At 54.2% G+C, this 26076-nt stretch carries 23 protein-coding genes; 6 read left to right on the top strand and 17 right to left on the bottom strand.

From position 1 onward, the window contains the following. Positions 1-116: 116 nt before the first annotated feature. On the top strand, positions 117-590 hold the full coding sequence (locus tag Q399_RS0105460; RefSeq protein ID WP_031566411.1) for a GNAT family N-acetyltransferase: 474 nt from the start codon (positions 117-119) through the stop codon (positions 588-590). On the opposite strand, the gene Q399_RS0105455 is transcribed toward Q399_RS0105460, so the two are convergent. The 8 genes from Q399_RS0105455 to Q399_RS0105420 all read right to left on the bottom strand — a co-directional run bounded on the left by Q399_RS0105455 (position 587) and on the right by Q399_RS0105420 (position 9239). Next, positions 587-1150, bottom strand: a complete 564-nt coding sequence (locus Q399_RS0105455) for a hypothetical protein (RefSeq protein WP_157836234.1) — start codon at positions 1148-1150, stop codon at positions 587-589. The genes Q399_RS0105460 and Q399_RS0105455 overlap by 4 nt on opposite strands. Before the next feature lie 100 nt (positions 1151-1250). Beyond that, a complete protein-coding gene (locus Q399_RS0105450; RefSeq protein WP_031566407.1) occupies positions 1251-1955 on the bottom strand; it encodes a hypothetical protein in 705 nt (234 codons plus the stop codon). Beyond that, a complete protein-coding gene (locus tag Q399_RS0105445) occupies positions 1955-2665 on the bottom strand; it encodes a HEAT repeat domain-containing protein (protein ID WP_211253171.1) in 711 nt (236 codons plus the stop codon). The genes Q399_RS0105450 and Q399_RS0105445 overlap by 1 nt, the downstream gene beginning before the upstream one ends. A gap of 77 nt (positions 2666-2742) precedes the next feature. After that, the gene (locus Q399_RS22445) at positions 2743-2865 is read right to left on the bottom strand and encodes a hypothetical protein (RefSeq protein WP_281172201.1); all 123 of its coding nucleotides are present in this window, start codon (positions 2863-2865) and stop codon (positions 2743-2745) included. Between the two features lie 284 nt (positions 2866-3149). Next, positions 3150-6350 carry an efflux RND transporter permease subunit gene (locus Q399_RS0105435; protein WP_031566402.1) on the bottom strand — a complete coding sequence of 1067 codons (3201 nt, stop codon included), beginning with the start codon at positions 6348-6350 and terminating at the stop codon, positions 3150-3152. After that, entirely contained in the window at positions 6350-7417 is a 1068-nt protein-coding gene (locus Q399_RS0105430) for an efflux RND transporter periplasmic adaptor subunit (protein ID WP_051685767.1), read from the bottom strand. The genes Q399_RS0105435 and Q399_RS0105430 overlap by 1 nt, the downstream gene beginning before the upstream one ends. A gap of 273 nt (positions 7418-7690) precedes the next feature. After that, positions 7691-8383: a 16S rRNA pseudouridine(516) synthase RsuA gene (rsuA, locus tag Q399_RS0105425; protein WP_031566398.1), complete on the bottom strand. Its 693-nt coding sequence runs from the start codon at positions 8381-8383 to the stop codon at positions 7691-7693. A 67-nt stretch (positions 8384-8450) separates the two neighbouring features. Next, positions 8451-9239, bottom strand: coding sequence for a substrate-binding periplasmic protein (locus Q399_RS0105420; RefSeq protein ID WP_084164100.1), 789 nt, complete (start codon positions 9237-9239; stop codon positions 8451-8453). A 290-nt stretch (positions 9240-9529) separates the two neighbouring features. Here Q399_RS0105420 and Q399_RS0105415 point away from each other — a divergent pair, with 290 nt between their 5' ends. Next, positions 9530-10876 (top strand): sodium-dependent transporter, encoded by a 1347-nt coding sequence (locus Q399_RS0105415; protein WP_031566393.1) that lies wholly within the window; start codon positions 9530-9532, stop codon positions 10874-10876. Between the two features lie 82 nt (positions 10877-10958). Here the strand turns inward: Q399_RS0105415 and Q399_RS0105410 are convergent, their stop codons facing one another. The 9 genes from Q399_RS0105410 to sstT form a co-directional block, all read right to left on the bottom strand. Next, the gene (locus Q399_RS0105410) at positions 10959-11387 is read right to left on the bottom strand and encodes a hypothetical protein (RefSeq protein ID WP_051685766.1); all 429 of its coding nucleotides are present in this window, start codon (positions 11385-11387) and stop codon (positions 10959-10961) included. 207 nt (positions 11388-11594) lie between these two features. Further along, positions 11595-12419, bottom strand: coding sequence for a DUF417 family protein (locus tag Q399_RS0105400; RefSeq protein ID WP_051685765.1), 825 nt, complete (start codon positions 12417-12419; stop codon positions 11595-11597). Positions 12420-12513: 94 nt separating this feature from the next. Next, complete coding sequence (locus Q399_RS0105395) at positions 12514-14112, bottom strand: methyl-accepting chemotaxis protein (RefSeq protein ID WP_031566385.1); 1599 nt, start codon at positions 14110-14112, stop codon at positions 12514-12516. A 246-nt stretch (positions 14113-14358) separates the two neighbouring features. After that, on the bottom strand, positions 14359-15138 hold the full coding sequence (gene cysQ, locus Q399_RS0105390) for a 3'(2'),5'-bisphosphate nucleotidase CysQ (protein WP_031566382.1): 780 nt from the start codon (positions 15136-15138) through the stop codon (positions 14359-14361). 15 nt (positions 15139-15153) lie between these two features. Continuing rightward, positions 15154-15780, bottom strand: a complete 627-nt coding sequence (gene cysC, locus Q399_RS0105385; protein ID WP_031566380.1) for an adenylyl-sulfate kinase — start codon at positions 15778-15780, stop codon at positions 15154-15156. A 213-nt stretch (positions 15781-15993) separates the two neighbouring features. Next, complete coding sequence (gene cysN, locus Q399_RS0105380; protein WP_031566378.1) at positions 15994-17403, bottom strand: sulfate adenylyltransferase subunit CysN; 1410 nt, start codon at positions 17401-17403, stop codon at positions 15994-15996. Further along, positions 17403-18305 carry a sulfate adenylyltransferase subunit CysD gene (gene cysD, locus Q399_RS0105375; RefSeq protein WP_031566375.1) on the bottom strand — a complete coding sequence of 301 codons (903 nt, stop codon included), beginning with the start codon at positions 18303-18305 and terminating at the stop codon, positions 17403-17405. Before cysD ends, cysN begins: the two co-directional genes overlap by 1 nt. 48 nt (positions 18306-18353) lie before the next feature. Beyond that, positions 18354-19766, bottom strand: coding sequence for a siroheme synthase CysG (cysG, locus tag Q399_RS0105370; protein WP_037045559.1), 1413 nt, complete (start codon positions 19764-19766; stop codon positions 18354-18356). Between the two features lie 254 nt (positions 19767-20020). Continuing rightward, positions 20021-21253 carry a serine/threonine transporter SstT gene (sstT, locus tag Q399_RS0105365; protein WP_084164098.1) on the bottom strand — a complete coding sequence of 411 codons (1233 nt, stop codon included), beginning with the start codon at positions 21251-21253 and terminating at the stop codon, positions 20021-20023. Between the two features lie 180 nt (positions 21254-21433). Between sstT and Q399_RS0105360 the strand changes: the two genes are divergently transcribed. From Q399_RS0105360 to Q399_RS0105345, 4 genes are all read left to right on the top strand, one after another. Next, the gene (locus Q399_RS0105360; protein WP_031566368.1) at positions 21434-22594 is read left to right on the top strand and encodes a tetratricopeptide repeat protein; all 1161 of its coding nucleotides are present in this window, start codon (positions 21434-21436) and stop codon (positions 22592-22594) included. A 130-nt stretch (positions 22595-22724) separates the two neighbouring features. Beyond that, positions 22725-23939, top strand: coding sequence for a hypothetical protein (locus Q399_RS0105355; protein WP_157836233.1), 1215 nt, complete (start codon positions 22725-22727; stop codon positions 23937-23939). Further along, on the top strand, positions 23929-24987 hold the full coding sequence (locus Q399_RS21415) for a sensor histidine kinase (protein ID WP_051685763.1): 1059 nt from the start codon (positions 23929-23931) through the stop codon (positions 24985-24987). The genes Q399_RS0105355 and Q399_RS21415 overlap by 11 nt, the downstream gene beginning before the upstream one ends. Further along, positions 24984-25814, top strand: coding sequence for a LytR/AlgR family response regulator transcription factor (locus Q399_RS0105345; protein ID WP_051685762.1), 831 nt, complete (start codon positions 24984-24986; stop codon positions 25812-25814). The genes Q399_RS21415 and Q399_RS0105345 overlap by 4 nt, the downstream gene beginning before the upstream one ends. The last annotated feature ends 262 nt before the right edge of the window (positions 25815-26076 follow it).

Here is a 26076-nt window from a genome sequence, read left to right as displayed (position 1 = left end):
ACTGTTTGGCAGCGGCGTGAACAACAGTGTCGCAGCCGGTCTGTTTCGACCAAAGACACATCTGCCGACAAGTCTGATAAACTGCCGTCGCTGTGTCCACTGAATCATGAAGCCCGATGCAACTGCAAAATCTGACGACCTGCCCTGACCTAATCCCCACCATAGCGCAATGGCATTTTGCCGAGTGGCATGCGTTGTTCCCGCATAAATCGGTGGAAGATTTCGCCGCCGACCTGCGTGAATCGCTGCAACCGGATGGGCTGCCGCAAACCTGGCTGTTGCTGGACGAACAAAATCAGCTGGCCGGCACTGCGTCTTTGTTGTTGTCGGATATGACCACCAATCAGGATTTAAGCCCCTGGCTTGCCAATATTTACATTCACCCACTGCAGCGCGGTAAAGGTTTAGGCAAAAAAGTGGTGCTGCATGTGATGAATGAAGCGCGTCAGCGTGACCTCACCACCCTCTATCTCTTTACCGAAGATCAGCAGGCTTTTTACGAAAAGCTAGGTTGGGAGCTGCATCACCGCGAGTTCTACGAGAACCATTGGGTAGCGGTGATGCAGTACGATTTTGCACTTGCCGGTTAGTTAGCCGGGCTGGTTTTACCAGACGGGTCCCGGATCACCACATCGCCACAAGCCGTACCTTTGTCAAAAAGATATTCATTGCCGCGACACAACCAGTCCCATTCCTCCTCCGGCATAAAGTTTACCATCCGCATCATCTGGCCCAACGACAGATAGCCGTAATCCGGCAGAAAACGATACTCCAGCTGCAACCGGCTGCTAAGCGCTGCATCGACTTGCTGCGACCAGGTTGGCTGTAACAGATATCGAAACCTGGGCCGCTGGTAACTGAATCGGGCCTGCTGAAACTGCTGATAAAATGCCGTACTCGCCGGGCTCAGCTGGTATTCATACCAATAATACTTGCCGTCCTGCTGTTCGCTTAACAAGATCAACGGCACCATCTGCCGCAGCCACTGCTCATCCAGCCAATAAGCCAGCTCCAGTTCAGCCTGTGCAGGCGACTGTAACGGCACCGGACTGCGCACACGAATTTGCCAGAGTTGGGTGTCAGACAACAATAATTCCGCACTGTAATAAGCGCTACGCACCCAATCCGGATAAGAATTCCGTACAGCCACCGGCTGCAACTTCCAGGTAGCCGTAGTGCCCTGTAACGTGCTTTTAGCGGCTTGCCCCAGCACTGAACAGCCCGATGTACCCAGCAAAACAATAAGCAGACTAAACCGTGAAAGTTTGCAAAAACTGGCGGCAGAACTGCAACGCCAGCTGATGGCTGCTATACACCACCTGATCCACCCGCTGGTTGCTGGCATCAAACACAAATTGTTTATTTTCATTGGTTTCAAATATCAGATTGAGTGACACACTGAATGCCTGTGGTGGGTGCTGTAAATGCACATCGACACTGGGTTCGTACCAGACAATCTGTCCGGGGCTGAGCTGATGTTCAAATTGCAAAGCCAGTGGCACTGGACTGCCGCACATCAAATCATCCTGGTACTGATATCGGTAAAACCGGGACACATACCCAGGCCCATAATAATTGGTGGTCAGAAAACCAAAGTTGTGGTCGTGCAGACACTGGTATACATCATATTTTTCCTGAGCCTGTTTGACCGCTTGCCGTGGGTGCCAGAAACAAACCCGGATTTGGAAGAACGGTTCCTGCTGGCTGTAAATCACTAATGCATCATTGCCATAACTGTTGCCCGCAGACTGCCCGGCGAATTCATGCTCTAACACATCACACAAATGATCCGTCAACCAGTGTTTGTCAGCGGCAAGCTTGCCGAGTAACTGAGCCAGACGGCCAATCATTTGTGGCTCTAATTGGTGTGGGCCTGTATAGATGGCATTGACCTGCCTGATAAATTCAATCAGGCCTATGGCAGGTAAAGCTTCATACTGAAAAATGACCGCCATCAGTAAACACCTTGTGTCGGTTTCAGCACCTGAGCAGACCGCTGCGATATCAGAGCAGATGGATGATGCTGAGCATATTGTTGCAATAAGGCCATGGCCTGCTGTGGAGATCGGGCAGAGACGCCTTCCAAAGCACGCCAGGCGATCTCCGGCACGGCAGACATTGTGAGCTGTTGCAGTAATTTTGCACTGCGTTCACTGCTTGAACGCGCCAGCACTTCAATAAAATTAAACAGCCGGGCGTCCTGATGTGAGCGCAACGAAACCCGACTCAGTTGCAGGCTCTGCTTGTCAAAGCAAAGGTGATGGCGATTGTTTTCTGACTTGCTGAAATGCAACATCAGCAGCGCGTCCGTGCTACAACTAAAATCCGCCGCCTGCCAGGCGTCCAGACTAAAGGCTGAGCCAGCATCAAAGCTCTGGCGTTCAACCTGCGGGCTACAACAACGGTAATGGATTTGTGTCGAGGTCATGACCGCCTCGCATCGGACCTGCTCCAGCTCAACTTCGCCAACCAGTACTCTGGCCTGTAATGGACCCAACGTCTGTAAAGTTCCCTGAAAAGGCCGGCGCCCCATGTAAAGCAATGTACGCTCGGCGGTGCTTTCACTTAGCACAAAAGAGCCGGCTTCCATCGAAACATAAGGGAAAGTGCCGCTCTGCAATGCCTGTTCAAACCAATGCACCAGCTGTGCAATCGACATCTGCATAAAATTCACAATCAGCTCTCTGTTTAAAACTGCCCGGATACAGGGACCGACCGATACACTGTCGGCCCCTGCGCGACTTATAAAGTTTTGGTCAGAATGATGATGATTGGAATCACAAAAACCGGATCCAGTACTTGCGGATCAAACATTGCTACATCAAAGTTCCCCAGCGCATTGACTGCCTCGATCATCAGATCCATTTGTATCTCCTTTCATTGTTTTTAAGTTCAGCGCCACATTGAGACGCAACATATTAATAACAATAAGAGAATGATTTGTTCAATCCGGAATAACCTGCCACAGCAAGCTGAACCAGCATTATCAGATTTTTATCAAACCGGTTATGGGCTGCTATTCAGGCCGAATTTCAAGCCTGGACAAAGGTTTGGCTGGTATAAATCGAGGCAGGAATGTAGAAAAAAATCAAAAAAATATCAGAGAATAGCCAGCCGGAGGACATGCTCCGGCTGGCTCAACAGCAGATTCAGGCCTGCCTGTCCTGATAATGATAGGCGTAATACACTACCGGGATCACGACGAGCGTCAGCACCGTCGACACACCTAAACCGGCAATCAGCGCCACCGCCAGACCACCGAAAATCGGGTCGTCCAGGATAAACATCGCGCCTAACATCGCCGCCAGTGCGGTCAGGATAATGGGCCGCGCCCGTATCGCCGAGGCGTGCACCACCGCCTGCTCCAGTGCAACACCAGCTGCGGTTTGTTGCTGAATCGCATCGACTAGCAAAATCGAGTTGCGCACGATAATCCCGGCCAGCGCTATCATGCCAATCATCGAGGTTGCGGTGAACTGCACGCCGAGCAACCAGTGCCCCGGCATAATGCCGATGATGGTCAGCGGAATAGGCGCCATGATCATCAGCGGCACACCATAGGATTTAAACTGCGCCACCACCAGCAGGTAAATCATGATTAACCCAACGCCATAAGCGATGCCCATGTCGCGGAAAGTCTCAAAAGTGATTTGCCACTCACCGTCCCACTTGATGCTGATGTGGTCGGTATCGGTGGGCACACTGAATAGTTGCTGTGGCATGGCGTTTTCGCCCTGTGAAAGCGCAGCTTTGACATCCAGCATACCGTACAGCGGGCTGTCCGGACCGCCGGCCAAATCGGCGGTGACAAAGACAACAGGGCGTAAGTCTTTGCGGTAAATCGTGTTTTCTCTTGTGGTTTCAACTTTGCGCGTCAGCTCTGACAACGCAATCAGCTGGCCGGTTTGGCTCACCACCGGCAACTGTCCGAGCGCTGTCCAGTTAGCCAGCACACCTTCGCCCAGTTGCAATTCAACCGGCGTCAGCTGGCGCTTATGGTCATCCCGAATAAAAGTGGCGGTCTGACCGGCTACAGCCATTTGCAGGGTTTGATTAATCGCATCGACCGACACACCAAGCAGTGCGGCTTTTTGCTGATCCGCCACCAGCTGCCAGCGCGGCTGTGGCGCTTCGACCGTGCTGTCGATATCAACCAGCAGCGGCGTGTTGGCAAACTGCTGTTGCAACTGCGTGGCGGCTTGCAGCTGCGCCTGATAATCCGGGCCATACACTTCAGCCACTAACGGCGCCATCACCGGCGGGCCGGGCGGTACTTCTACCAGCTTGATGCTGGCGCCGGTGCTTTGTTCCAGTTTGCTCAGCAGTGGCCGCACCCGCAGCGCAATGGCATGGCTTTGTTCGTCCCGTTGATGGCGGTCTTGCAAATTGACCTGCACGTCACCCTGCCAGGGCAGCTGGCGCAGATAATATTGCCGCACCAGGCCATTAAAATTCATCGGCGCAGCGGTGCCGGCATACGTCTGTAAATGCGTGACTTCCGGTAAGGTCAGAAGCGCCTGACTCACCTGATTTAACACCGCCTGGGTTTGTTCCAGCGTGCTGCCTTCGGGTAAATCCACCACCACCTGAAACTCGGATTTGTTATCAAACGGCAGCATTTTCAGCACCACCTGCTGACTGGTGACCAGCAGCACCGACATGGTAATAGCAGCAAGCAAACCGACCAGTAATTTGACCCGATTATTACGGCCGGCGCGGGCGCGCAGCATCGGTTGCATCAGGCGGCGGAAAAACTGCTCCAGTTTTTCATCCTGCGAGTGATGGGCGCCGGCCGCTGGTGTGCGGTGGGCGAACATTTTCAGGAATAACCAGGGCGTGAAAATAAAAGCCACTAATAAGCTCAGCAGCATGCCCATGCTGGCGTTCAGTGGAATTGGACTCATGTAAGGCCCCATCAGGCCGCTGACAAAAGCCATCGGTAATAACGCCGCGATGACTGTGAAAGTCGCCAGAATCGTCGGGCTGCCGACTTCCTCGACCGCCAGCGGTACTGCTTCAGCCAGTGGTTTCCCCCCCAATAACCAATGCCGGTGCAGGTTCTCGACCACCACAATGGCATCGTCCACCAAAATGCCGATGGAAAAAATCAGCGCAAATAACGACACGCGGTTTAAGGTAAAACCATAAGCCCAGGACGCAAATAACGTCAGCGCCAGTGTGATCACCACAGCGGCTCCAACCACTATGGCTTCACGTTTCCCGAGCGCAAGACCTACCAGCAGCACCACTGATGCTGTGGCAAAAATCAGTTTATGAATCAGCGTGTCGGCTTTGTCTTTAGCGGTCAGGCCATAATCGCGGCTGATACTGAGTTCGATATCCCGGCTTAAATAATCCTGCTGCAGCTGCGCCAGCTTGTCCTGCAAAGCGGCCGTGACATCGACCGCATTAAAACCCGGTTGTTTCGCCACAACCACAGTGACGGCGGTCGAGCTCAACGCATTACCCGTTGACCCCGACGGCTGCAGATGCTGCACATAAGTGTCAGGTTCAGCCACACCACGGCTGATGTCGGCCACGTCGCGCAAATAAACCGGCAACAATTCACCTGTGGCGCCGCTACGCACCGCCACTACCAGCTGCGCCACTTCATCGGCGCTGGTTAAAAAGCTGCCACTTTCCAGCTGCACTAATTGCTGCGGCGCGAGCATTGCCTGACTGCTGCGCACAGTGCCGGCTTGTTGCAGCGCCTGGCTTAATTGCGGCAATGACAGCTGATAGGCACTTAACCGCGCCGGGTCCAGCCGCACGCTGATTTGTTCGGCCTGCCGGCCGATGCTGTAGATATCGCGGCTACCCGGTACCTGCTGCAGCTGTTCTTCCAGCAGATTGGCGGCCGCTTGTAATTCAGCGCGGCCCAGCTGCGGGTTTTTGCTCCACAGCGTGACGGCAAACACTGGTACATCGTCGATGCCTTTGGGTTTAATCAGCACCGGGCCAATATTGGCAGCGGCCGGTTGCCAGTCGGCTTTGGCATAAAAAGCGTTATAGAGGCGTACTAAAGCGTCGGTGCGTTTTTCACCAACTTCAAACTGCACTGTTAATACTGTGCGGCCCGGTTCCGACACTGAATACACATGTTTGACGCCGGCGATTTCGGCGATAATTTTCTCGGCCGGCACCGCCACCTGCTGCTCGACCATGGCAGCCGATGCGCCCGGATAAGCGATAAAGACGTTGGCAAAAGTGACTTCAATTTGTGGTTCTTCTTCACGCGGTGTGACCAGCACCGCAAACAGCCCCAGCAACAAACTGACCAGCGCCAGCAAAGGCGTGATCTGATTTTGCTTAAAGGCTGCCGCTAAACGGCCCGAGATACCGAGCTGCATTATTGTGACTCCTGCGCGCTGCTGTTTTGCTGCAACAGCGCTTTAGCATCCACCGCGATTTGTTGCCCGGCGCTTAAGCCTGATAACACTTGGTAATGTTCATTTTGCAACTTCTGTACACGTACCGGCTGCAGGCTGGGTTGGGATGCTTGCTGCAGGTAGACCATCGCCACTTCGCCGCGCCACAACACAGCGCTCGCCGGGATCATCAACTGTGGCAAACTGCCGGTTTGCAGTTTCAGTTTGGTCCAGCTGCCCGGATACAGCTGCTGTGCACTGTAGTCGGCGACCGGCAATTTCAGCCGCAGCAGAAAACTATGGCTTTGGGCGTTGCCCTGTGGCGCTATGGTTAAATCCGGCGCACCTAAGCTCAGCGCACTGCCATCAGATAACTGCAGCTCGGCCGCGCTGCTTTGCCGCGCCGCAGCCAATTGTTGTTGTGGTAGCTGAGCGCTTAAACGCAGATGTTCGAGGCTGAGGCCGGTTAACAGAGGTTTGCCCGGGGTGGCCAGTTCGCCCAGCTCCACCAGCCGTTGCTGCAAAATACCGCTGTACGGCGCGCGCACAACGGTTTGCTCTAACTGCTCGCGGGCGGCACTGACAGCAGCACTGGCTTGCTGTTGCCGCGCTTTGGCGGCATTAAAATTGGCCTGTGCCAAATCCAGCGCGGCTTTAGCCACTAACCCCTGCTGATGGATTTGTTGTACACGCTTGAGTTCTTTGTCCTGCTCAGCGAACCGCACCTGCGCTTCACTCAAAGCGGCTTCTGCCTGCGCCAGCCGGGCTTTTTGTTCGGTATCGGTAAAACGCACCACCACAGCGCCTTGCGGCACTAAGTCATTCACATCAAAAGGTAATTCAATGATCCGGCCCGAGGTTTGCGCTGAAATAGTCGATTGCGCCACCGCTTCCACCAACGCCGGCAACTCGAGCCAGACCGACTGTTGTTGTGGCTCGAGCGTCAACCACTCAGTGGCGCTGGCCGCTACAGGCTGCACGGCCAGCAGCAGCGTGGTAAACAATGCGGTTACTGAAGCGTTCAGCTGTCCCAGTCGTTTCATCTGCATAAAGTCTCCAATTTGTTGCGGTGCTGCTGTACGGCATGTCCCATGAAGAGTTTCACGCGCCAGCGACAGTATAGTGACCACAATTTGCATTAGATAAATTTAATATAAGTATATATTAGAAAATTCTAATTAGAAAGTGCCGGCATTCCAACGCCGCAGTAGCGTGCTGGTCAGCACAGGTTGTAAATCAATGATGGATGATGCAAGAACAGCAGACAGGCGCGCAAAGTATTTAACCCTGACGCTTAGTCAGGGTTAAATACTTCATTTTTATCAATTAAATAAAGAGACTTCTTCCGGTGTGAGCTGTCGATATTCACCTTCAGCCAGGCTGGTATCCAGCGTCAGCGGGCCGACCCGTTCGCGGTGCAGCTGTACGACTTTGTTGCCGATAGCGGCGAACATGCGTTTGACCTGATGATAACGGCCTTCGTGAATAGTCAGCAGGCATTCGGTCGGGTTGATTATTTCCAGCTGCGCTGGTTTGGTCGGTGTCTTTTCGCCGCGCAGCATCACGCCTTCGGCAAACTGGGCGATGGCGCTGTCTTCGACCGGATCAGCCAGCCAAGCCCGGTAGGTTTTGGCACATTCATGTTTCGGACTGCTGATTTTATGTGACCACTGGCCATCGTCGGTGATGAGCAGCAAGCCGGTAGTATCCAGATCCAGCCGCCCTACGGTATGCAGCTTGTCGATATTGGGTTCATCCAAGAGCACAAACACCGTATTGTGGTCCGGGTCATCAGTAGAGCAGACGTAGCCGGCAGGTTTATGTAGCAGGATGTAACGCGGACCGGTCAGCCGCAGCGGTTCGTCGTCCAGCAGCACTACATCGCTTTCTTTGATTTGCTGGGCTGGTTGTTTACATAACAAACCATTGAGCTGAATTTCGCCTTGCCGGATCAGCTTACCGGCCTGACTGCGGGTCAACCCGGTGCAATCACAGACAAATTTATCTAAACGCATAAAAAGCCATCCGTTTGAAACAGGGCGCCAGTCTACTGAGCCACTGCAGCTGCTGCAAGCCAGGCACTCAAAGCGGTTTTAAGCCGTACAAGGCCAAACGGTCCAGCCAGTATTTTTGCTGACTGAGTTGTTGCAGCGCCTGTTCAAAGCGTGGATACAGCTGCTGATAATGGTGAGTAAACAGGATTTGCCGGCGATAAGCCGGGTACGGCTGGCCGGTGATTTTCAGCTTGCCAAGATATTGTGTCTGGCGGCCATAGTACAAAAAGCTGGAGCGGGTGATCACTACATGCTCCAGCTGTTTCTCGAGCAACAACGCCAGATTTTCTTTGTCGGAATCTGCATCGATCCGCTGGACTTTGCCCTCGGCAATTAATTCATTGAGACCCGGATAGCTGTAACCGCGGATAGCGCCGATGCGGCTACCGGTTAACTCACTAAGCTGATGAATTTTCTGGCTATGTTGCGCTGGGGAGACAAACACCTCCCGGTCTGAAAACAAAGTACCGGACCAGAGATAAGGCGGCTCCTGCGCGGCAAACCAGGCCGGATTGGTCCAGAGCGCGATAGTCGGCAACTGTGCCGCCAGCCGCTGATTCAATTCGGGACGGCTTAACAGCTGTAACCGCAACTGTACCTGGTCGCCCATTTCCTGCTGCAGAGCCCGCAGCAAATCGTAATTTAAGCCCGTCTCGGTATCGGCGTTAATGACAAAGGGCGGTGCCTGATGGTAGGCATACAAAGTCACCACAGTGCTTGCTGTAGCGCTTTGTAACCAAAGAAAGAAAACCAGCAAAAAGCCAAACCGCATACCGCAGAACTCCGCGTCGTCATAGGATCTAACCTTAGCCGTCATCACTGCGTTACGCCAACCCGGAAAATGTTACATTTTTGTTCGAAGCCAGCGCCCTGGTTGCGGGTTGAAACCTGTCCGGACGCATGCTGCACCAATGTTGCCGTCAACCGGGCTTTGCTAACCTGTTGCTAACCGCAACGGTGGATAGCTCAGCGTTTTTTGGTTGCATTTACCTGCGGCTTTCCTCTACATTGCTGCTGCCACTGTTTGTCTTCTGTGCAACAGCAGGACCGAGGTTGCCCGCCAACCCACATAATTATTAAAACGAATGATTCACCGACGAGAACATCATGACTGATCAATTAACTTCCCGGGGCAACTGGGGCTCACGCATCGGCTTTATCCTCGCCGCCGCAGGCTCCGCCGTTGGCCTCGGCGCAATCTGGAAATTCCCTTACGTCGCAGGCGCCAATGGCGGCGGCGTATTTTTGCTGGTGTACCTGGCTTGTGTGTTCTCTGTAGGTGTCGTGATGATGCTGGCCGAGATGATGATTGGCCGCAGTGCAAAAAAATCAGCCACTTCGGCATACCGGGTACTGGGACAAGGCAAGTGGCACTGGGCCGGCTGGATCTCGGTGCTATGTGTCTACTTAATCCTCGGATTTTATTGTGTGGTCGGTGGCTGGACCATTGCCTACATTGTCGAGGCAGTCAAAGGCGATATTCTGACCACAGACGCTAAAGTCCTCAGCGATACCTTTACCAACTTTATTGCCGACCCGACGGCCGCGCTGATTTACACCGCTGGTTTTATGGGGATCACAGCGCTGATAGTCGTAGCCGGTGTGCAGTCCGGTATCGAACGTATCTGTAAGGTGTTGATGCCGGTCTTATTCGCCCTGATGTTATTCCTGGTGTATCGCAGCCTGACGTTACCGGGTGCGATGGAAGGTGTGATGTACTTTATTACGCCGGACTGGAGCAAATTGTCGATTAAGATGGTGCTGGACGCGCTGGGTCTTGCCGTGTTCTCGCTGTCGGTAGGTGCCGGTCTGATGATCGCTTACGGCTCTTATTTAAGCGAAGAAACCAAAATTGTGAACGCCGGTTTGTGGATTGCCGGCCTCGCCACTATGGCGTCTGTACTGGCTGGCCTGATGATTCTGCCGGCGGTATTCGCTTTCCACGTTGACCCGGCTGCAGGCCCTGGCCTGACCTTTATTACGATGCCGGCGCTGTTTGCGCAGATGGCTGGTGGCCAGTTACTGGCGCTGGTGTTTTTCTCGTTATTGCTGTTTGCCGCTGTGACTTCATCGATTTCAATTCTGGAACCGGCCGTCGCCTTCCTGATTGATGAATATGCGCTGGCACGTCGCACTGCCACACTGATTGTCGCGATATCCAACTATGTGATCCTGGGTGTTCCGGCCGCTTTGTCGTTTGGCAGCATGGCAGAAAGCATGAAAGTCTTTGGCAAAACGCCGTTTGATCTGATGGATTTCGTTGCCTCTAACCTGCTGATGCCATTAGGCGGTATGTTTGCTGCGGTCTTTGTTGGCTGGGCCATCTGGCACAAAATCAAGCCGATTCTGCAAGACGAAATGCACAAACACGTGCTGTCAGGTTACCGCCTGCTGGCAGCGGTGGTAGCACCGTTGCTGATTGCGATTGTGGCTTACATGACGATTAAAGGCTGAGGTCGGGCGCTATAGCCCTTACTGACACAAAGCCAGCAAATGCTGGCTTTGTTATTTCTGCGCTGGTCATACACCAAACAGCTTAACTGTCGGTCTTTTTCACCGGCTTTGCTGCGGCAGAACCTGACAGCGCTTTGCTCGATTTACCCGGATGCAGGTATTTGTCTTTTGGCGCAAAAGCGCTTGGCATCACCTCAATGCCCAGTTTCCGCCCTAATTTGACAATCAGCGGAATAGTGATAGGGGCAAACGGCAAAATGGCGAATACACCAAGACCTGTGGCACGCAATACGTCAGCCAGTTGGGAATTGGCTTGCTGCAGCTCAGCCTTGCTGACCTGGCCAGTCACATATTGCTGATAAATACGCAGCATCTGCTTAGTTTCAGCTTTTTCCTGCGACAACGCACATTGCAGCCGGATCATGCCAAAGCGGATCCGCATCATACTTTTGCGACGTTGTAACCGGAGCACACGCACAGGCGCTTTATGCAGGTGACGTAACAGTCTCATTCCGATCCTCAGGGGTCGCAACACACCCTCAGGCGATACATCAAAAATGTGGCCGGGTGTACCTGCTATTATCGTCTTCTGCTGTAAAGAAAAACAGTGTTATTTGCTGATTTTTTACCCCTGCTTTGGTCGCAGTCATGACACTTCATCGTCTGATGCTATTTTCCTGCTGAACCGTCTGCCGGTGCCGGCTCTGCAGCTGCGCTGCTAAGCCAGCCGCGAGCCAGAGCGTTGCCACCATGCCTGTGCCAGCAGCAGCATATTGGCGATAAACCACAGATCTTTGATGATAAAGACACCGCTGCTGCTGAGTACACCCGGAGATGACCAAGATGCCGGAAAGCTGATTAAAAACGTCTGCGTGGTCAAAAACACCGAAGCACACATCAGAAACCCCGGAATAAATAACCGCGGCCAGCGATAACTGGCCGCCAACAGCAGCAACGCCAGCCAATCAAACAACCCAATCAGATTTGAAGCCATTTGCTCATCCGCGACCAGATACAACCAGCTTAACAACGGCGAACTACTGACTAAATCGACAATACCCTTGGCTTCAAACGGAAAAAATTTCATCCCGCCAATCCACAACAAGACCAGCCCAACCGGGAAAAAATTCAGCCAGAAGCGCTCGGTGGCAGTGGCAACCGGCCAGCGCCATAGCGTGATCCCCAAAGCGAGCAGCGCCAGATATTTAATCACGCCCTGGCCGGAACCCAGCATCGGGAAGCCGCCGAGGGCAGCGATATAATGCTGCGCACCAAATAAACTGATGAGCGGCAGCGCACTGAACAGGATAAGACTCAGCGCCAGCAGTTGCTGAGCCAGCCGCCAACGCAGGCTCAGTAATGCGAGGACGACCAGCGCCGACAACCCCCAAATTTGCGGTTGCGCCACCTGCGCCAGCAAGCCGGGCGATACCGGAGTATAAAACGCGACGATGGCGCTGAAGGAGCCATATTGACCCGCCTGCACAGACACAGCGATCAACGCAGCAGAAACGGCAAGAAGGAGTAACACGATGGGCAGCATAGCGGGCAACCTGATTCAAATGACGACGGGCAACGGACCGGCGCAGTGACCGAATGCTTTCACTGCACCTTGATCTTTTATCCGGACGACCGGATCACAGTTTAAATAAGGCCGCCGTTTTACTCAGTTGTCCGGCCAGCCCGGTTAGCGCCTGACTGGTCGATGCAACGGCCTGATTTGCCGCACTCACCGACTGGCCATTTTGTTCAAAGGCCGCAATGTCATGCTTGAGCGCACTGGCTTTCTGCTGAGACTGGTTGGCTAAATCAGCCGCTTCCTGACTCACTCCCGCCAGCGTCAGGATCACCTGTCGGCCCTCTTCCAGCGTCTGCACCAACTGCCCGGCCAGTTCCACCGAACGTTGCGCGGTTTCGCGGTTCGATTGCATATTGGTCACCGCAGCCTGGATCGAATCGACTATTTTGGCCAGCATATTGTTGATTTCAGCGGTCGATTGTTGGGTACGTACCGCCAGTGTGCGGACTTCATCTGCAACCACGGCAAAACCCCGACCGGATTCACCGGCGCGGGCGGCTTCAATGGCAGCGTTCAGCGCCAGCAGGTTGGTCTGAGAAGCGATATCTGCGATGGTTTTGACGACTCCGGACACTTCGGTCCCGGTCACTTGCAGCGTTAACAACATCTGCCCGGTGGTTTCGATATCACCGGATAACTGACTGATACTATCCGCCGTCTGCCGGACTTCACGCTGGCTTTGTGACATCGCCGCCGCCCCTTCATGTGCGGAGCGTGCAGCATGCACCGACCGGCTGACACTATCTTCCATCTGTTGTTCCAGCAGCGCCATGCTCTGGACTAACACCGACAAAGTTTGTTCCAACTGCAGCACTGCGCTGGAAGACTGCGCCGAACTGCCGGCCAGCGCGGTGACCGCCTGATTGATACCGGAGATGGCCTGGTAAATATCAGCGATGCCGCTTTTAAAGACGCGGAGCAACTGATTGATACTGGCGGCAACACTATTCACTTCCGCAACTGTGTCGGTGCCCAGGCTCCTGGTTAAATCTCGGCTATCGGCGACTTGCTGTAAATCGTCGGATAAACGGATGATCGGATTGGCAATTTGTTTTTGTGCCAGCAGGAAAAAACCGACGGCCACGCCCCCAATGAGCAGCAACAGCACCACCACGGTGCTGCTGTTTTGCGATAATGCGCCGCTGACATTGTCGGTGCGGGTCTGTGCATCCCGGGTGATTTTGCTGGCGAGGGTTTCAAGCTGCCGGTTTAACGCAGTGGCGGTCTGATTGATATCGCTGAGCCGGACACGGGCCTGGTCCCAATCGACTTGTTCGGCCTGCATCACCTGCAACAATTGCTGCAAGGCCTGTTGCAGTTTTTGTTGCTGTTGCTGAAGTGCATGCCCGCCGATTTCATTTAAAACGCTCAGATGCGGCTGCAAGCTTTGAGCTGTTTTCTGCTGTTGCTCGCTGAACTCGGCACTTTTGATCACAGTGCCATACAACTCATAGCCGGTCAGCACTTGCTGCCGCGAGGCATTTTGTAAGGCCGACACTGCTTGCAGGGCGGGCACGGAACGGTCAACAAAACCGCTCACTTCGTGCATCAGCTGGCGATTACTTTGGATCAGCAATACTGCAGCGACCAGGGTGACGAAAAAAATGGCGGCATAACCGATAAAAATACGACTTTTCACTGAACCTGAACGAGCCAAAACACACCTTCCTGCAGCTGCGGTAGTCTGATTGAATTTTATACAGAGTGGCAGAACCGCTACTTTCTTTCAGGAAATTGCAAAAAAACGTCGGGGTGGCTTGGAAAATCGTGAATACCAAGTGGCAGCGCGTGTCATGACTCCACAAAAAATGCATTCGCAAAGTCACTATACCGCAGCTGTAGGATAGCAGTGCGGCTGGCTTGGCTGCCGCACTGAGCGGGCAACAACACCAGCCGCAGCGGATTACGCCCTCACGACAAAATTGCCGTTGCGCAGATTTTCGCGCTGATAGGCCGGGCCTTCAATGCCGTCATACACGACGCTGGCACCCGCGGCGATAGCGATGATGTGGCCGGCGCCGGTGTCCCATAACATAGTCGGGCCAAAACGCGGGTAGATATGCGCCGCGCCTTCCGCCACCAGACAGAACTTTAACGAACTGCCGACCGCGACCAGTTCATGCTGTGGGAACTGCGCCAGGTATGGCTCCACTTCTGGCTGATAATGGCTTTTACTGCCGACCAGCCGTACTGTTTCACCGGCTTTAGGCGCCACGGCCTGAATAGGGCGTTCACCGGCGCTGTCGGCGACAAAAGCACCGAGCCCTTCTGCACCGCTGTAGGTTTTGCCCAGCACCGGCGCATGGATCACGCCAAGCACCGGCTCACCAGCATCAATCAACGCGATATTAACGGTGAATTCGCCGTTGCGTTTGATAAATTCTTTGGTGCCATCCAGCGGATCAACCAGCCAGAAGCGTTGCCAGTGCTGGCGCTCACTCCAGGGAATATCAGCGGCTTCTTCGGATAGCACCGGGATGTCCGGCGTCAGTAATTGCAGTTCGCGCATAATCAGCTGATGTGCAGCCAAATCCGCAGCGGTCAGCGGGCTGTCGTCGGCTTTATGTTGCACATCAATGGCTTGTGGCTGGTTGTAGATCGTCAGAATAGCATCGCCGGCAGCGACACTGATACGGCGGATGTGCGGCAGCCATTGGCTGAGTTCAGCGGGCGTGGTTAGCATTTACAAAGATCTCTGTCAGGCTTGTGGCCGGATAATGCCACGTTGTTCCAGCAATTGCAGCAGCTGCTGCACGCTGTCATCGAGTGACAACATTCCGGTATCCAGGCTGATTTCTGGTTGAAGCGGTGCTTCGTAAGGGTCTGAAATCCCCGTGAAATTAGCGATCTCGCCCCGCCGGGCTTTTTGGTACAAGCCTTTGACATCGCGCTGCTCACAAACATCGAGTGAGGTTGCGACATGGACTTCAATAAAACGCCCTTCCGGCAGACTGGCGCGAATGGCATCGCGCTGGCTACGCAGCGGCGACACAAAAGCGCTTAATACAATCAAACCGGCATCCAGCATCAGACCAGCCACGGCGCCGACGCGGCGCAGGTTTTCATTGCGGTCGGCTTCGCTGAAGCCTAAACCGGCGCATAAACCATGGCGCACGTTGTCGCCATCGAGCAGATAAGTGTGGGCGCCACGCTGCAGCAACGCCTGTTCCAGCGCGCCGGCGACGGTCGATTTACCGGCACCGCTTAAACCGGTAAACCACAGCACCACCGCTTGCTGCTGTTTCTGCGCCTCGCGGTCGGTGCGGCTAACCGCATGTTGTTGCCAGACGATGTTGTTGGTTTGGGAATTTATGTTTTGCGTCATTAATGCTACCGGACTTTTGTCAGACAAGACTGCTCTTTATCACTTCAGGCGATCGCGGTGGCAGTCAGCGCAACGCAGACACGCCGTGAATACATCCCTGTAGGCTCCTCTGCGGCTTCCCTGCCGCAGAGGGTCTGCTTATGCGCTGGCTGCCACTCGCTCCTTCGAGCCCTTCAACATCATTTGGTCAGGCTCTTTGACGGATCTGCAACATCACAACTTACTGATATCCAGCGCCTGCCAGTGCGGGAAATGTTTACGCACTAAGGCGTTAAATTCCAGCTCAAAAGCACTGAACTCAGTTTTGTTGCTGCTGGACGCCAGCGCGCTGTCGACCATACCGGCACCGACGGTGATATTGCTTAAGCGGTCGATAAAAATAAAGCCACCGGTGTCGCGGTTTTTGCTGTACGGGTCAAACACCACAGCTTCAGTCAGCTCCAGCTCCACCAGCGCGATACTGTTGAGCGCAAGTTCAGTCGCCGCATGCTCTTCCAGTGTATTGACATCAATGCTGTGCGCAATAGCGGTCACCGTGCCCGGTACTTTTTTCGTGCCGAGTTTGATGTTGTATTGTTTACCGATCACCAGCGGCTCTTCATGCATCCACACCACTTTGGCCAGAATACGGTTCGACACGCTGGCATGATGCTGTGCTTTGGCTATCACGTCACCACGGCTGATATCAATTTCATCGGCCAGTGTTAACGTCACGGCCTGACCGGCGAAAGCTTCGGGCAAATCGCCGTCAAAAGTCACGATAGATTTCACCACTGAGCTTTTGCCAGACGGCAGCGCGACGACGGCGTCGCCAACTTTAAAGCTGCCTGACGCCACAGTACCGGCAAAACCGCGGAAGTCCAGATTCGGCCGGTTCACATACTGCACCGGCAAACGCGCTTCAAAGGCGTGATTAAAACCAGTGACCGGCGCATCTTCCAACAGCGCCAGCAAAGTCGGGCCCTGATACCAGGGCGCCTGTGCCGAAGGGTTCACCACGTTGTCGCCGTTTAACGCCGACAACGGCACAAACTGAATATCCGGCACCTGCAGCTGCTCAGCAAAAGCTAAATAGTCGCGGCGGATTTCGTCATAACGCGCTTCTGAGAAGCCCACCAAATCCATCTTGTTAATGGCAACAACAAACTGCTTGATGCCCAAAAGCGCACAGATGAAGCTGTGGCGGCGCGTCTGCACCTGCACGCCGTAGCGCGCGTCGACCAGAATAATCGCCAGGTCACAGTTTGAAGCGCCGGTCGCCATATTGCGGGTGTACTGCTCATGGCCCGGTGTGTCGGCGATGATAAATTTGCGTTTGGACGTGGAGAAATAGCGGTAGGCTACGTCGATAGTGATGCCTTGCTCGCGCTCTGCCTGTAAGCCATCGACCAGCAACGCCAAATCGACCGCTTCGCCCGTGGTGCCGTGGGTTTTGCTGTCTTTGTGCAGTGCCGCCAGCTGATCTTCATAAATCTGCTGGCTATCGTGCAGCAAACGGCCGATCAGCGTACTTTTGCCGTCGTCGACCGAACCACAGGTCAGGAATTTCAGCAGCGATTTGTGCTGTTGTTGTCTGAGGTACTCTTCAATCCCCAGTTGTTCCAGTTCAATTGCGACTGACATCAGAAATACCCCTCACGTTTTTTCTTTTCCATCGAACCACTGGAATCGTGGTCAATGACGCGGCCCTGGCGTTCGCTGGAGCGCGATAACAACATCTCTTCGATAATGCCGGTCAGGCTGTCGGCGTCGGACTCGATAGCGCCGGTCAGCGGATAACAACCCAGCGTACGGAAGCGCACCAGTTTTTGCTCCGGCTGTTCGCCCGGATTAAGTGGCATCCGGTCATCATCGACCATGATCAGCGTGCCGTTGCGCTCCACCACCGGGCGGTAGGCGGCAAAATACAGTGGCACTATGTCGATGTTTTCCTGATAGATATATTGCCAAATATCCAGCTCAGTCCAGTTCGACAGCGGGAATACGCGGATACTTTCGCCTTTGTTGACCTGACCGTTGTAGGTATGCCACAGCTCTGGGCGCTGGTTTTTCGGGTCCCAGCGGTGATATTGGTCGCGGAACGAATAAATCCGCTCTTTGGCGCGGGATTTTTCTTCATCACGACGGGCACCACCAAAAGCGGCGTCAAAACCATATTTGTTCAGCGCCTGTTTCAGCCCTTCGGTTTTCATCACGTCGGTATGTTTGGCGCTGCCAAAGGTGAACGGATTCATGCCCATCGCCAAGCCTTCCGGGTTCTTGTGCACCAGCAGGTCAAAGCCGTATTCCCTCGCCACTTTGTCGCGAAATTCAATCATCTCGCGGAATTTCCAGTCGGTGTCGACATGCAGCAGCGGGAATGGGATCTTGCCCGGGTAAAAGGCTTTGCGCGCCAGATGCAGCAGCACCGACGAGTCTTTGCCAATCGAATACAGCATCACCGGATTATCAAATTCGGCCGCTACTTCACGGAAGATCTGAATACTTTCCGCTTCGAGCTGTTGTAAGTGCGTTAAGGTCGGCATATCAGTTACCTTGCTATAAAACTTATTAAATTCAATCTGTTTAAATTGTTATCCGTGTAGCGGCGTCAACTGCGCCCGCGGCTCCTGTGCGCCATACCAGGCTAATTTGGCTTGCAGCGCCACCACTTCGCCAATCACCAGCAAGGCCGGCGATTGCACCTGATGGGTTTCAATGAGTTCCGCCAGTTGGCCAAGCGTGCCGGTGAAAACACGTTGCTCGGGCCGGGTGCCGTTCTCCAGAATCGCCACCGGCGTGTCTGCCGCTCGGCCTGCGGCCAACAGCTGCGCCTGAATATGCGCCGATTTCATCAGGCCCATATAAATCACTAAGGTTTGGTTTGGCCGGCTCAGGCTGTGCCAGTCCGGCTCTTTACCGTCTTTCTGGCAATGACCGGTGACAAATTGCACGGCCTGGGCATAGTCGCGGTGCGTTAGCGGAATGCCGGCATAAGCGGCACAACCCGCAGCCGCTGTGATGCCCGGCACCACCTGAAATGGGATTTGATGCGGCAACAAGACTTCAATCTCTTCCGCGCCGCGGCCAAAAATAAAGGGGTCACCACCTTTTAACCGGCAGACTTTTTTACCTTCCAGCGCCAGTTTTACCAGCAAAGCGTTGGTCTCTTCCTGTGCGACGGAATGCGCGCCGGCTTTTTTGCCCACACAGATGAGTTCCGCGTCGCGGCGTACCAGCGCCATAATAGGTTCTGACACTAAATAGTCGTACACCACCACATCAGCCTGCTGCATCAGCTGCAGCGCTTTTAGCGTCAATAACTCCGGGTCGCCGGGACCTGCACCGACGACAAAAACTTCACCGCGCAGCGGCTGATGGCCGTCCAGCATTTGTTCCAGGGTGTCTTCTGCGGCCTGCGGCTGACCGCTTTGCAGCAGGCTCACCACTTTTGAGCTGAACACCTGTTCGTAAAACTGGCGACGGGCAGCGAAGTTGTCCAGCTTCTGCTGCACCTGCTTGCGGAATTTGCCAACCAGCGTCGCCAAAGGCCCGAGATGCTGTGGCAATAAGGTTTCTAACTGTTCACGCAAACGGCGCACTAGTACCGGCGCCGCACCACCACTAGAGATGGCGATTTGAATAGGCGCACGGTTAATAATGGATGGGAAAATAAACTCGCACTTGTCCTGGTCGTCGACGGTATTCACCCAGACCTGCCGCGCCGTGGCAGCCTGATGCACCGCCGCATTGACCGCGTCGTCGTCAGTGGCAGCAATGACTAACCAATGGCCGCTGATCTGTGCCGGCTGAAAATCGCCTGGCAGCAGCCTGGCTCTGCCTTGGCTGGCCCAACCGTGGAAATCCGTTTCAAACTGATGTGATACGACGCTCAGCACCGCACCGGCATCCAGCAGCGCCCGCGCTTTACGCAGCGCGACATGGCCACCGCCGACCAGCAACACGGCTTTGCCGGTTAAATCAGTGAAAATCGGTAAATACTGCACGTTAATATCCCCACGGGCTCCTGCCTTGATCAGGCTCAGATCGTCGACCCACCATACTGCATTTTTGCCAAAACGCGGTGTGATGATTCAATATGGCTGCGATATTAGACGTCTAAACGTCCTGAATCCAAGAAGCAAATCGGCTCAGATATAACTAAAAGGAATTAGCGGCTTGGTTTTCGGACTTTAAGCAGATGCGTAGACAAGTAATAAAACAGGGCCGGCGCTGTTAAGTGCCGGCCCTGGTATCAAGATCAGTGACCCGCGCGCTGACTAACTGCGGCGGTAAAGACCACATCAGTCGAACTGTTCAGTGCAGTTTCACAGGAATCCTGCACCACGCCGATGATAAAACCAACCGCCACCACCTGCATCGCCACTTCTGCCGGAATACCAAACAAGCCACAGGCGAGCGGGATCAGCAGTAAAGAGCCACCGGCGACACCGGAAGCGCCGCAGGCACAGACTGCCGCAACCACGCTTAATAACATTGCGGTGGCAAAATCAACCGGAATGCCGAGCGTATGCACGGCCGCCAATGTCAGCACTGTGATCGTGATAGCAGCACCGGCCATATTGATAGTGGCACCGAGTGGAATCGACACTGAATAGGTATCTTCATCCAGCTTCAGTTTCTCACAGAGCATCATATTGACCGGGATATTAGCGGCAGAACTTCTGGTGAAAAAGGCCGGGATACCGCTTTCACGCAGACAAGTTAGCACCAGTGGGTACGGATTACGTCGGGTGGTGATAAACACCAGCAGTGGATTCACCACAAAGGCAATCACCGCCATTGAACCAACCAGTACCGCCAATAAATGGCCATAACTGGCGAGGCCGGCAAAACCGGTGGTGGCTACTGTTTCTGCCACCAGACCAAAAATACCGATAGGCGCTAAACGGATGATTAAGGTCACTAAGTGCGACACGCCATGCGAAATATCACTGAAGACTTTTTTCGTCGTGCTGTTGGCATGATGCAAACCCAGACCAAAGCCAATCGACCAGGTTAACACGCCGATAAAGTTGCCGGTCAGCAAAGCATTGACCGGATTATCGACCGCCTGAAACAGAATGCCCTTGAGCACCTGCCCAATGCCTTCCGGCGCAGTGACGGCTTGTTGGGCGTCGCTGAGGACTAAACTGCTCGGAAATAGAAAACTGGCGCCTACGGCAGTCAACGCCGCCAAAAAGGTGCCCACTAAATACAACACCAGCACCGGTTTCATTTTCGCCTGACCACCGATTTTGCGGTTGGCGATGGCGGATGCCACCAGCACAAACACCAGAATAGGCGCGACCGCTTTTAACGCTTTGACAAACAAAGCGCCCAGCATGGCGACCGATTGCCCGGCCTCGGTCGACCAGCTCGCCAGCGCCACGCCTAAAATCATGCCCAATAAAATTTGTGGCACTAAACCAAAATGGGCAAAAAAACCTTTTTTCGGAATTTCAGCGCCTGTTACTGTTGTTTTTGTTGTCATTATAGGGATTTCCGCTTGAGTTGCTGCCTGATTCTGCCGTGTCCGGGCGGCTGGAGCAAGGCTGACCAGCAGCGACGGTCAGAAACTATGCGACGAATGCGGTAGACACCAGCCATTTTCCGCTGGAATTTGCTGTAGTTCATGTGTTAACAATATGAAAAATAATTCAGGAGCCTGAACATGCACCGGATCGCTTTATATCTGATGCTGAGTTTGACTGGTTGTGCGCAGCACGTCGCGCAGCTCCCTCAGGAAATGACGTCCACTCAACAGGCCTCAGTGCGGCTTGCTGCACCGCAGGTACCAGCACAGATTTTTGCTGCGGCCGCACCAGTGCCGCAGATGCAGGACTTACTCGCCCTGACTCCGGAGCAAAAACAAGATTTTCTTAGCTATTTTCAGCACCCACGCTATGCCAATGAGACACCTGAATACCGCCTGTTCAGCTACATGCAAAATGTTTTAGCGGTATTTCAGTTCAGTGGCAGCACCAGTCCGGCGCATGAAGTGATGCGCAGTGGTTCTGCCAACTGTGTTAGCCTGGCGTTGCTGACCAAAGCACTGGCTGATGTCGCCGGCATCGACGTGCGCTTTCGCGCGACTTACCGCGAGCCGGTGATTGACGTCCGCGGCGATCTGCTTTTACAGGCCACACATGTGCGCAGTTATCTCAGCTCTGCAGTCAGCGCCGATTCGATAAACTTCCGCCAGCTTTATATCGATTATTTCCGGGGTCCACTCAGTTATCAGGGGGATTTTCTCAGCGAAGCCCGCTTCAGAGCCACCGTCTACAACAATTTAGCTGCCGAAGCCTTGTTACGCGGTGAGCTGGACCAGGCCTATGCCCTGGTACAAACCAGCCTGCAGCAAGACGACCAGTTTGTCCCGGCAATTAATCTGATGGCGGTGTTGTTGCGACGCCAGCAGCAGCCTGAGTTGGCACAACAGTGGTATCAATATGGCCTGGCAGTCGCACCGCAACACCTGGCGTTATTGCATAACTATCAGGTGTTAGCGACCCAGCTTGGTGACCAGCCGTTAGCACAGCAATTAGAACAACAGCTGGCGATGGCCGACAGTGATGACCCCTTTGAGCTCTATATTCAGGCGGTGCAGGCAGAGCAGGCCGGACGGGAAGCGCTGGCCATCAGTTTCTATCAGCGACTGCAGAAAAAAGTACCGTACCTGTTACAAGCCAATCAGGCGCTGGTGCGACATTATCTGAAGAATCATCAATATCAGGCTGCGCGACAACTGCTCGAAGAAGCGCTGGAATACAGTTACGAGCCGGAAAAACGCTCTTTGCTGCAACATAAACTGGCGGTACTGCGCACTATGTAACCGGCCATATCAACAGCTGGTCGGCGTTTTTGACCTTTGGTCAGCGCACCGGGCAGTAACAACTCACTCCTTTTATCCTGACAGCATTGCCGGTGTGCCCGGACGAAGCTGATAGAAAAGGGGTTGTTCAATGTCTCTGCGCTTTCCACTCATAATGATCTTGCTATGCTGTGGCCTGGCAAGCGAAGCAGCACAACCAGATGTGCAATACCGCGTGCTTGGCAGTAACGCTAAGGGCGATAGTGTGCTGCGTGGGCCACAGCGCCAGCAGTTGTTACTCCAGACCCTGGATTTACAATGGCAACACCAGCCTGGCGCGAACCAGCAAATTCAGCTCGCCAGCACCTTGTGGCGCACAGATCAGCAATATCCCGCACATGCCACATCAGAGCAAAAACTGGAATTTTCAGAAGCCTACTGGAGCATCGATGCCGGCAACTGGAGTTTCAGTGCCGGTAAGCGCAAACGCGATTTTGATGTCAATTATGGCCTGCGTCCGCTCGATTTATTTTCGCCAACCGACACGCTTGCGCTCTATACCGTCGTTGCGCCCGGCGTCTGGCAAGCGTCTGCCGACTGGTTTGGTAGTGACAACGCCTGGACTTTATTGTGCAATCAGACTGAGCTGGGATTTCGTCGTTATGGTCGGCCTTTGCCAGCCAGCACCGGCTGTGGCGCGCGCTATTTTCAACAGTCTGGTGATTTGGAGTGGCAGGCGCTGGCGCATTATGACGCAGACATCGGCTGGCGGCTGGGTGCCAGTCAGGTCTGGGTGTTGAATGATAGCCTCGCACTCCAGGGCAGCCTGCTGTGGCAACAGCATTATTGGACCAATCAGTGGATCCACTGGCCCACACCCGGGCTGCCGGCGAGCATTACCGTCGATCGCCCCCTGGCGGATGCCGTGCAGCGACAAGGCGCCTGGCAACTCAGTACCGGCCTGAATTACACCCATACTGCCGGCTGGAATTTGCTGCTGGAATACAGCTATGACGGGCAGGCCAGCGCCGACGTGCATTGGCAGGCGCTGCAACAGCGGCTGCAAGGTTTGCCGTTGCAGGCCCTGGAGCGGCAAAGCAGTCTGCAACTGTTCAGCGGCCGCCAGCTGACCCGCCAGCAATGGCTGCTGCATCTGCGCGCTGAAGGAGACTGGCACCCCTCTCTGACGCTGCTGTATCAACCCGCGGTAACAGGATTGTTAATTTCTGGCGCTGTCAGTTATAGTGTCAGTGACAAGTTCAAAATTAACTTAGGGATCAAACACTTCGCTGGCCCTGCTGACAGCAGTTTCCGTCTGCTTGGCAAAAAACACGAAGTCGTGGCCGGAGCCCAATATGCCTTCTGACAACCCCTCCATCGATTGCAAAGACCCGCCACCGTTCTGGCGCGATCAGCTCAATCTGTTTGTGCCCTGCTCTTTGCTGGCACTGCTGTTCACTTTCTTTGGCATGGGGCCATTGTGGCTGCAATTGATCTATGCCAATGGTATTGGCCTGACAATGCGCACAACGATTCGCTGGCTGCAACGCAACAGGCCAGCGCTGTCGATGACTCTCAATACATTTCTCGCGCTCGCATTGGCCGGATTGTTGTGGTTTGGCTTGCCGATGGGTTGGACCTGGTGGCAGTTCAGTGCTGCCGGCAAAGAATTCAGGCCGGGCTTTGATTTGTCCTTGCTCGGTATTGTGGCATTGGTCAGCCTCGCGATGACGGCATTTTATTATCTGCTCGACCAAAAACATCAATTACAACAACAGTTAATGCAAACCGCGCTGAAACAATCAGAGCAGGAAAAACAGCTGCTGGAACAACAGCTGAAACTACTGCAGTCACAAATCGAACCGCATTTTTTGTTTAATACGCTGGCCAATGTACAGGCACTGATCCGGATTGAACCACAGCAGGCCAGCCAGATGCTGGCCGCATTAACCACCTTATTGCGCCAAAGCCTCGACCAAACCCGCGCCCAGCTGGTGCCGCTGGCCGATGAACTCAGCTTCAGCCGCGCTTATCTGCAAATTCAGCAAATTCGCCTGGGTGAACGTTTGCAACTGGACTGGCAACAAAGCGACGACTTACCACTACAACTACCGGTGCCGCCGGTACTGTTGCAACCTTTAATAGAAAACGCCTTGCAGCATGGCATTGAGCCACTGCGCAGTGGTGGCCAGCTGCAGGTACGGCTGTTTGTCGAATCGCAGAAACTTTGTTGTGTGCTTATAAATTCCATGCCGTCAGTGGCCACGGTTCAAGCTCCGGACGGCCGGCGCGACCACGGCATTGGCCTCAGCAATACCCGCACCCGGCTGCAACAACGCTATGGCGATTTGGCTGGTTTAACGTTAACGCTGGCCGACCAGCAGGCCATGGTTCGTCTGGAGATCCCGCTTTGAATACTGATATGAAGACCGCTACGAATACCGCAGCACCCCGCCTGTTGATTGCCGATGACGAGCCACTGTTGCGTCGCCATTTGCAGGCGTTGCTGACAGAATTTTGGCCAGAAGCGCAAACCACTCTTGCCGAAGACGGCAGCGCTGCGCTGGCACTGTGCCAACAGCAGCGCTTTGACATCGCTTTTCTTGATATTCAGATGCCAGGCTTAGATGGTCTGCAGTTGCTCCGTGAGCTACGCCGGTTGCCTGCGCCGCCGTTAGTGGTGTTCAGCACGGCTTTTAACCAGCATGCGGTCAGCGCTTTTGAGCTGGAAGCGGTGGATTATTTGCTCAAACCGTTAGAAGAAGCGCGGCTGCAGCAGTGCATCACACGCTTAAAACAACGGCTCAGCCTGGCGCAAAAACCGCAGGCTGATTTACTGCACTTACAACAGCTATTGAGTCAGCTTATGCCGCCCGCAGCTACGATGCACGAAGCTCCGACGGCACCAACGGCCGAGCCATTGCGCTGGATTAAAGCCAGTCAGCGCGACACCGTTCATCTATTGGATATCGCCGATATCGACTTTTTCCTCGCCGAGGATAAATACACCACGGTCGACAGCGCCGGCCAGCAGTACCTGATCCGCACCTCCATCGCCACGCTGGAACAACAGCTCGACCCGCAACTGTACTGGCGCATCCACCGCGGCTGCATAGTCCAGGTCAAAAGCATCCTGAAAGTCGAACGCGACGAGTTTGGCCATATGACACTGGTGCTGAAAAATAACCCGACTGAACTGGCTGTCAGCCGGGCTTATCAGCATTTGTTCCGGCAGCATTAAGCTGACAGCAAGCTGGATCAGCACATCGGTAGCGGATACACCCACTTTGTTCTGATCCGGCAGGAACACCAGTCTCAGCAATCATGCAAAACCCGGTTTAGTTGATTCATCAGGCCACTTGTTGCCAATCAGCACTTTACTGTCCGCCATTCAGCGCAGCTTTTTACCGTTCAGCGCCATTTTTGCCCGTCTGTCAGCTCAAGCTGCGGCTTGTGAACAAAGCCCTTATTGTCTCTCCATCAGGCCGCGACTACCGACCGGC

Origin of the sequence: Rheinheimera texasensis DSM 17496 (genome assembly GCF_000711985.1) — a bacterium.
GTDB lineage: Bacteria > Pseudomonadota > Gammaproteobacteria > Enterobacterales > Alteromonadaceae > Pararheinheimera > Pararheinheimera texasensis.
The sequence above is the reverse complement of the archived record's forward strand: the minus strand, read 5'-3'. Positions and strand labels throughout refer to the sequence as shown.